Source organism: Saccharopolyspora sp. NPDC002686, assembly GCF_040295745.1.
GTDB lineage: Bacteria > Actinomycetota > Actinomycetes > Mycobacteriales > Pseudonocardiaceae > Saccharopolyspora > Saccharopolyspora oryzae.
The window spans coordinates 1-3,490 of record NZ_JBEOVY010000535.1 but is presented as its reverse complement, the minus strand read 5'-3'; the positions used below and the strand labels follow the sequence as shown (position 1 = coordinate 3,490).

At 69.3% G+C, this 3,490-nt stretch carries 4 protein-coding genes; 1 reads left to right on the top strand and 3 read right to left on the bottom strand.

All coding sequences use genetic code 11. The features are described from left to right. Nucleotides 1-400 precede the first annotated feature (400 nt). Nucleotides 401-601: a hypothetical protein gene (locus tag ABTZ89_RS37110; RefSeq protein ID WP_270952281.1), complete on the top strand. Its 201-nt coding sequence runs from the start codon at nucleotides 401-403 to the stop codon at nucleotides 599-601. 8 nt (nucleotides 602-609) lie between these two features. Here the strand turns inward: ABTZ89_RS37110 and ABTZ89_RS37105 are convergent, their stop codons facing one another. The 3 genes from ABTZ89_RS37105 to ABTZ89_RS37095 form a co-directional block, all read right to left on the bottom strand. Continuing rightward, nucleotides 610-2,196, bottom strand: a complete 1,587-nt coding sequence (locus tag ABTZ89_RS37105) for an ABC transporter ATP-binding protein (protein WP_351053817.1) — start codon at nucleotides 2,194-2,196, stop codon at nucleotides 610-612. Next, complete coding sequence (locus ABTZ89_RS37100) at nucleotides 2,193-3,062, bottom strand: ABC transporter permease (RefSeq protein WP_351053814.1); 870 nt, start codon at nucleotides 3,060-3,062, stop codon at nucleotides 2,193-2,195. The genes ABTZ89_RS37105 and ABTZ89_RS37100 overlap by 4 nt, the downstream gene beginning before the upstream one ends. Continuing rightward, nucleotides 3,059-3,490: ABC transporter permease (locus ABTZ89_RS37095; RefSeq protein WP_351053811.1), on the bottom strand; the 432-nt coding region annotated here is incomplete at its 5' end. The genes ABTZ89_RS37100 and ABTZ89_RS37095, both read right to left, overlap by 4 nt.

Genomic DNA, 3,490 nt, shown 5'->3' with positions numbered 1-3,490 from the left:
TTCCGTTGTCCCGATCCCATTTCGTTATCACCCGGATACCGAACCAGCTCTGAAGTTATCAACCGCGAAGCGAATCGCATTTTCAAAGTCTTCGTCGTGAAGCCAAGCCAGGCTACCACTCGTTTGTGGAGACTGGGTTTTGACCCCGCGTCAGGCCTGGCCCGGTTTTCCCGGCCCGTGTCGCGCTGACCTGGATAACTTTACACACCCCGAAACACCCCCTGAACACCACCCCCCTCAAAGGTCATCATCGCTGGTCAAGGGCGGTTTTCCGGGCTCGTCGGCCGGATCGGCGCGGACCGGGGTCGATGTCCACGTTCGTGTGGTCCTGCTTCTTTGCCGCGATTCCCCTCGTTCGCGCAGGTAGCCTGCCAGGCGATCGTCAGAACGGGGGTACGCAGTGGACTCGACGCCGATCTACACCGAGCTGCAGAAGACTCTGGTGGACCCGGAGGACCGCAACTGGGGTCCTAGTTCCCCGCCGGAGTTCGCGGCTGCGCTGACCGAACGCGTCGAGCGCCCCAAGGCCGAGTCGAAGAAGGCTGCGCGCACGGGTCCCGCTCAGCGCGCTCGTTCCCGTCGTCACCGGGCCGAGGACTGAGCTCGGCGTCAGCCGGCCAGGCGGCGTTCGCGCTGCCGGATCGGGTCCGGGACCGGGGCCGCCGCCAGGAGTCGGCGGGTGTACTCGTGCTGCGGGTCCCCCAGCACTCGTGCCCGGTCTCCTTGTTCCACGACCTTTCCCCGGTGCATCACCGCCACGCGGCGCGCGAGCAGGTTGACCACCGCCAGGTCGTGGCTGATGAACAGGCAGCTGAAGTTCAGCCTGGCCTGCAGGGACTGGAACAGCTCCAGCACCGCGTCCTGCACTGATACGTCGAGGGCGCTGGTCGGTTCGTCGGCGATCAGGAGTTCCGGTTCGAGGGCCAGCGCTCGGGCGATGCTCACGCGCTGCCGCTGTCCTCCGGAGAGTTCGTGCGGGTAGCGCTGGCGCTTGGAAGCCCCGAGTTCGACCGCGTCCAGGAGTTCGTCGACGCGTTTGTCGAGTTCCCGGCCTCTCGCGGCGCGGTGCAGGCGGAGGGGTTCGGCGATGCTCGCGGCGATGGTCATCCGCGGATCCAGGGACGAGCCCGGGTCTTGGAAGACGATGCCGATGTTCCGGCGGAGCGGGCGCAGGCGGCGGGCGGACAGGGTGCTGATGTCCTGGCCGTTGAGCACGACGCGACCTTCGGTCGGGGTCAGCAGGCGGGCCGCGCACTTCCCCACGGTCGACTTCCCGGAGCCGGACTCGCCGACCAGGGCCAGGACCTCGCCGCGGTCGATGTGCAGGGAGACGCCGTCCACCGCTCGCTGGTCGCCGTAGCTGACCACCAGGTCTTCGACGGCGAGCACCGGATCGGCGGGTGCGGGCTCCTGCGACTCCCCCACCTCGAGCTTGGGCACCGCGGCGAGCAGTGCTCCGGTGTACTCGTGCTGCGGAGCGCGGAAGAGGTCGTCGACGGCGGCCTGCTCGACCACCTCGCCCCGGTACATCACGACCACCCGGTCCGCGAGGTCGGCGACGACGCCCATGTCGTGGGTGATCAGCAGGATCGTCGTGCCCAAGCGTTCGCGCAGGTCTCGGAGCAGGGCCAGGATCTCGGCCTGCACGGTCACGTCCAGGGCGGTGGTCGGTTCGTCGGCGATCAGCACCTTCGGTTCGCAGGCCAGCGCCATCGCGATCATCACGCGCTGCCGCTGCCCTCCGGAGAGCTGGTGCGGGTAGTGCTTCAGACGCCGCGCCGGTTCCGGGATGCCGACCAGGTCGAGCAGTTCGACCGCGCGCTCGCGGGCGTTCACGTCGGGATCGCTGTGCAGGCGGATGGCTTCGACGAGCTGCCAACCGATGGTGAACACCGGGTTCAGCGAGGTCATCGGCTCCTGGAAGATCATCGCGATGTCCTTGCCGCGGGCTCGGCGCAGGTCCTGCTCGCCCAGCTCGACACCGTCGAGCTCGATGCGGCCGGTGATCTCGGCGGTGCGCGGGAGCAGGCCGAGCGCGGACATCGCGGTCACGCTCTTGCCCGAGCCCGATTCGCCGACCACGGCCAGGACCTCACCGGGCGCGATGCCGAAGCTGACGCCGCGCACGGCGTCGGTCGTGCCGTCCTCGGTGCGGAAGCGCACCCGGAGGTCGGTGAAGGAAAGGACGTCGCTCATCGGTTCCCCTTCGGGTCCAGGGCGTCCCGCAGGCCGTCGCCGAGCAGGTTGAAGCCGAGGGTGGCGAGCACGACCGCGATGCCGGGGAAGACCACCAGCCACGGGGCCTGCGCGAAGTAGGTCTGCGCGGACGAGAGCATCACGCCCAGCGACGGGGTGGGCGGTTGGACGCCGAGGCCCAGGAAGGACAGCAGTGCTTCGCCGATGATGGCCTGCGGGATCGCCACGGTGATCTGCACGAGCAGCGCGTTCACCGCGTTCGGCAGGATGTGCCGGAACATCGCCGTGGTGCCGCGAGCGCCGGCCGCGACGCTGGCGGTCACGTAGTCCTCGCCCGCCAGCCGCAGGGTTTCGCCGCGCACCACCCTGATCAGGTTCGGCACCTGGGACAGGCCGATCGCGATGGCCGCGTTCAGCATCGACGCGCCGAGCACCGCGGCGAGCCCGACGGCCAGGACCAGGAACGGGAAGGCCAGCAGGGTGTCGGTGATGCGGGAGACGACGGAGTCGACGATACCGCGGTAGTACCCGGCGACCAGGCCCAGCGGCACCGCCACCACGACCGCGAGCAGCACCGACAGCACGCCCACCACGATCGACGCGCGGATGCCGTAGAAGACGCGGGCGAGCTGGTCGCGGCCGAGCTCGTCGCTGCCCAGCGGCGCGGCCAGCGACGGCTGCTGCAGGACGTGGTCGAAGTTCACCGCGGCCGGGTCGGCCGGTGCGATCAGCGGCGCGGCCAGCGCGATCAGGACGAACAGCACCGACAGGACGAGGCCGACGACACCGGTGCGGTGCCGCAGGAGGCGGCTCAGCACGCGGCGGGATCCGCTCACGCGGGGCAGGTCTGCGACCGGCTGGGTCATGCCGCACCTCCACGGACCCTGATTCGCGGATCCACCACCGAATAGAGCAGGTCGACCAGCAGGTTCACCACGATGTAGCCGACCGCGCTGACCAGCACCGCGGCCTGGACGACCGGGTAGTCGCGGGTGAACACGGCATCGACCATCAATTTGCCGAAGCCCGGCAGCACGAAGATCTGCTCGGTGACCACCGCGCCGGAGATCAGCGTGCCCAGCTGCAGGCCGAGGATGGTCAGCACGGTGATCAGGCTGTTGCGCAGGCCGTGGATGCCGACGACGCGCCGCTCCCCCGCTCCCTTCGCGCGTGCGGTGCGCACGTAGTCGGAGTTCAGGGCGTCCAACATGGACGATCGCATCTGCCGCATCAGCACCGCGGCCAGGCCGCTGCCCAGCACGAACGCCGGCATGATCAGCCGTCCCAGGTTGCC

Coding starts and splice junctions, on each gene's coding strand:
- ABTZ89_RS37105 (WP_351053817.1), bottom strand. CDS start 2,196: ATGAGCGACGTCCTTTCCTTCACCGACCTCCGGGTGCGCTTCCGCACC.
- ABTZ89_RS37100 (WP_351053814.1), bottom strand. CDS start 3,062: ATGACCCAGCCGGTCGCAGACCTGCCCCGCGTGAGCGGATCCCGCCGC.